Consider the following 3,891-nt stretch of genomic DNA (forward strand, 5'->3'; position numbering starts at 1 on the left):
CTGCGCGGACGGCCGGGCGCCGTCCTCCTCGACGACGCCGGCACGCTGGCCGACTCGGCCGTCCTCACGGCGATGACGTCGGCCGACCTGGGTGACCTGGACGTCGCGGTCCTCGCCGCCGGCACCGCCGGTGAACTCTCCGGCGCCTTCCGTGGACCGCTGGCCGACCTGCGCCGCAGCCGGAACGGTCTGCTGCTGTGCCCCGGTCCCGGGGACGCCGACCTGCTGGGGATCCGGCTGCCCCGGACGCCGGTGCCGGTGCGCCCCGGGTCCGGCTGGCTGGTCACCGCGGGCACCGCCCGGCGGGTGCAGGTGGCCCGCCACCGGGAGCCGTCACGGTCCGGCGACACCGACCGCGGCGAGGAGGCCGCGTGAGGCCCCGCTCAGAGCAGCTCGAGCGCCGCGCCGATCTCCTGGGTCGCGTACCAGGCCAGCTCGTGCCCCTCGGCCTGGTCGACGACGAACTGGGCGTCGTCGCTGCCGAGGTCGGCCTCCAGCACGACGGCCACGGCCGCGCGCACGTCCTCCTCGGCCTCGGCGCCGTCGACGTGCGCGCTGGCCACGTCGGCGAGCGCGACGTCGGTGGTGACCCGGACCGCGCCCGGGTCGGTGTCGGCGTCGTCGATCGGGGCGACCGAGGCGTCGGCCACGTCGGCGGCGAGGACGACCCGCCGGCGGGCGGCCGTGGGGTCGACGTCGATGAGCCGCAGGCTGGCCCGCGCGGCGGCCAGGAGTGCCGCGTACTCGAGCTCCTCGACGTCGGCCCCGGCGTCACTGAGCGCGTAGTACTGCCTCAGCCGCGGGGTGACCGCGAACCCGGTGTGCGGCCCGGGGAGCCGGCCCTCCTCCACGAGGGTCCGCAGGACGCTCGTCGTCGCCGGCAGGTAGATCCGCACCCGGCCGCTCCCTTCCTCGATGAGGGGCCGACGGTAGACCGCCGCCGCCGCGCGCCCCGGAGCGCCTCGGGCGTGGACCCGGGGCGGGAGGCGGCGTCAGCGCACGGACTCGGTCAGGGCGCCGACCTCCTGCTCGACGAGGTCGGCGAGCACGTCGACGTCGCCGACGCCGTCCCGGTCGGCGTTGAGCCCGATGTAGACCCGGCCGTCGTAGCTGGTCATCCCCACCGCCAGGCCCTGGCCGCCGACGAGCGGCACGACCGGGAAGACCTCGATCATCCGGCTGCCGGCCGCGTACAGCGGCACCTGCGGGCCGGGGACGTTGGTGACGACGAGGTTGAACACCCGCCGCGACAGGCCGCGGGCCGCGCGCGCACCGAGGGCGTGCAGCGTGGGCGGGGCGAACCCGGTGAGTGCGATGAGGGTGTCGGCGCGCACCGACCGACCCGAGCTGGTGACGCTGCGCATCGCGTAGCCGAGACGGGCCAGCCGCACCCAGGGGTTGGGCTCCCCCACCGGCAGGTCCACGAGGTAGGCCGAGACGCTGCTGCCCGGGAGGCCCTTCTCCTCCCCCCGCTCCGACACCGGCACGAGCGCCCGGACGGCGGTCGAGCCGATCACCGGCTCCCCGCGGGAGAGCAGCCAGTCCCGCAGTGCGCCGGTGAGCACGGTGAGCAGGACGTCGTTGACGGTCCCGCCGTGCGCCCGCCGGATCGCCTTGAGGTCCTCGAGGTCGGCCCGCGCGACGGCGACCCGGCGCAGGGTCCCGGCCCTCCGGTTGAGCGGACTGTGCGGGGCCGGGACGACGGCCGAGCGCGCGGCGCGGACCAGCCCCCCGGTGGCGCTGCGCACGCGGGCCGCGGTCGATCGCAGGTCACCGACCGCCGAGCGGGCCGTCTCGACCACCGCGGTCGGCCGCTGCACGTACTCACCGAGCGCGCCCGCCACCAGCTCGACCGGACCGGGGACGCGACGCGGCGTCCAGGAGTCGCCCGCCGGGACGGGCACGTCGGGCGTGGGATCGAGCAGCACCTGGGCGATGTCGACCGCGCCCAGTCCGTCGACGAGCGCCGGGTGGGTCTTGGTGACCACCGCGACCCGTCCCTCGGCGAGGCCCTCGACGAGGTAGACCTCCCACAGCGGACGGCGGCGGTCCAGCGGCCGGGAGGTCACCCGGGAGACGAGGTCGAGCAGCTGTGCCTCGGTGCCCGGCCGCGGCACCGCCGATCGCCGCAGGTGGTAGGCCACGTCGAAGTCCGGGTCGTCGGCCCAGACCGGGTTCGCCAGGTGCCCGGGTACCGGCACGACGCGCTGCCGGTAGCGCGGGACGAGCGGCAGCCGGGCCTCGAGCAGCTCGGCGAGCGCGTCGAGCCCACCGTCCACCGGTTCGAGGACCAGGACGCCGGCGACGTGCATCGGGGCGCCGGCGTCCTCCAGGTACAGGAACGAGGCGTCCAGGGTGGTCAGCCGCTCGGTCATCGCCCTCCTCCGGCTCGGGGGCACACGCTACGTGGGGGCGTGCACGCGGAGCAGCGGTCGGGCCGGGCGCCCGGCGTCACCCGGCGCGCTGCCGGCCCCGCCGCCGTCCGCCGGCCGGCTCGGGGACCTGCGCCAGGGAGGCGGCGAGGGACCGGAGCCCGGCCCGCAGCGGCGAGCCGGACGCCACCTCCGCGAGGGTGCGGCCCGAGGCGAGCGCGGCGTCGGTGGCCCGGCGGTCGGCCGGCAGGAACGCGCGCACCTCCCGCCCGGCGAAGCGCTCGAGCGCCTCGCCGATCTCGCGGCGCGGGTCGCCCGGCACCGGCCCCCGGCGGACCTGGTTGACCACGACGGCCGGCTCCACCTCCGGCAGCAGGTCCCGCAGCTGGCCGAGCGCCCGGATGGTGCGCTGCAGCGCCACCGGGTCGGCGCCGCTCACACAGAGGACGTCGTCGGCCGCCTCGAGCACGGTCACGGTCGCACCGTTGCGCCGCGGCGCGGCGGTGTCGAAGGACAGCTCCTCGTCCTCCTCGAGGTTGAAGGCGCAGTCGACGACCGTGAGGGCGGCGGACCGGCGCGCCTCGTCGAGGACGGCGGCCACCGCCCGGGGGCGCAGCTCCGGCCACCGGTCGGCCCGGGCCAGACCGGTGAGCACCGACAGGTGCGGGCGCACCGACCAGGCCAGCCGACCGAGCGCCGCCCCGTCCAGGGTGCCGGCGGCCGCCTGCCGCGTGGCCCCCGCCAGCCCGGGCGACTCGTCGAGCAGCCCGAGGACCTGCGCCACGACACCGCCGTAGACGTCCGCGTCGACCAGCAGGGTCGGGACGCCGAGACGGGCGGCCTCGTCGGCGAGGCCGACCGCGACCGTCGTCCGGCCGGGGGCGCCGGTCGGACCCCACACGGCGACCACCCGGCCGCGCGGGAGCCCCGGCTCGTCCGGTGGGCGCTCGCCCACGTCGGGGAGGGGCAGGGCCGCGCGCGGGTCGGCGACGTCCCGCCCGGCCGGCGTGCCACCCGCCACGGCCTGGCGGAGGGCGCGGACGACCTCCTCCGGAGCGGCGTCGGCAGGCAGCACCGTCGGGACGCCGAGCGCCCGCAGCCGCTCACCGGCGCGCTCGTCGTGCGGGTCGGCCAGCCCCACCACCGCGACCCCCGCGGCGGCGAGCCGGGCGACCGCCTCGGCGTCGAGCCGCCGCAGGTCGGCCGAGAGCAGGGCGGCCTGCGCGGTGCCCGTGGCCGCGGTGGCCAGCAGGTCCGAGGCGTCGACGCACCGGCGGACGACGGTCACGCCGTGGTCTACGCGGTCGAGGGCGCCGACGAGCGCGGACTCCCAGGCGGCGCCGGTGACGGCGGTGACGACCTGCAGCGCCATCAGACCGTGGGTCCGGCAGGGGTGCCGGGCACCGGCGGGACTCCGGAGCCCGCGGACGGCACCGCCCCACCCGACGGTGCAGCCGGCGCGGAGGGAGCGGCCGGCGCGGACGGCGGGGCCGAGGGGGACGTGACCGGCGCCGGTGGT

General features: G+C 78.3%; 4 protein-coding genes. 1 reads left to right on the forward strand and 3 read right to left on the reverse strand.

Annotated elements, in window-relative coordinates:
- Nucleotides 1-375 (forward strand): hypothetical protein (locus tag ABQ292_RS26150; RefSeq protein ID WP_369210624.1); only part of this gene is annotated, 375 nt, incomplete at its 5' end.
- Nucleotides 376-383: 8 nt separating this feature from the next.
- Here the strand turns inward: ABQ292_RS26150 and ABQ292_RS26155 are convergent.
- The 3 genes from ABQ292_RS26155 to ABQ292_RS26165 all read right to left on the reverse strand — a co-directional run.
- Nucleotides 384-896 (reverse strand): DUF6912 family protein, encoded by a 513-nt coding sequence (locus tag ABQ292_RS26155; RefSeq protein ID WP_369210625.1) that lies wholly within the window; start codon nt 894-896, stop codon nt 384-386.
- A 96-nt stretch (nt 897-992) separates the two neighbouring features.
- On the reverse strand, nt 993-2,375 hold the full coding sequence (locus ABQ292_RS26160; protein WP_369210626.1) for a WS/DGAT/MGAT family O-acyltransferase: 1,383 nt from the start codon (nt 2,373-2,375) through the stop codon (nt 993-995).
- Nucleotides 2,376-2,451: 76 nt separating this feature from the next.
- Nucleotides 2,452-3,891, reverse strand: a 1,440-nt coding sequence (locus ABQ292_RS26165) for a CpaE/TadZ family protein (protein ID WP_369210627.1), incomplete at its 5' end; no start/stop codon positions are given.

This window comes from Geodermatophilus maliterrae (assembly GCF_041018925.1).
Classification (GTDB): Bacteria; Actinomycetota; Actinomycetes; order Mycobacteriales; family Geodermatophilaceae; genus Geodermatophilus; species Geodermatophilus maliterrae.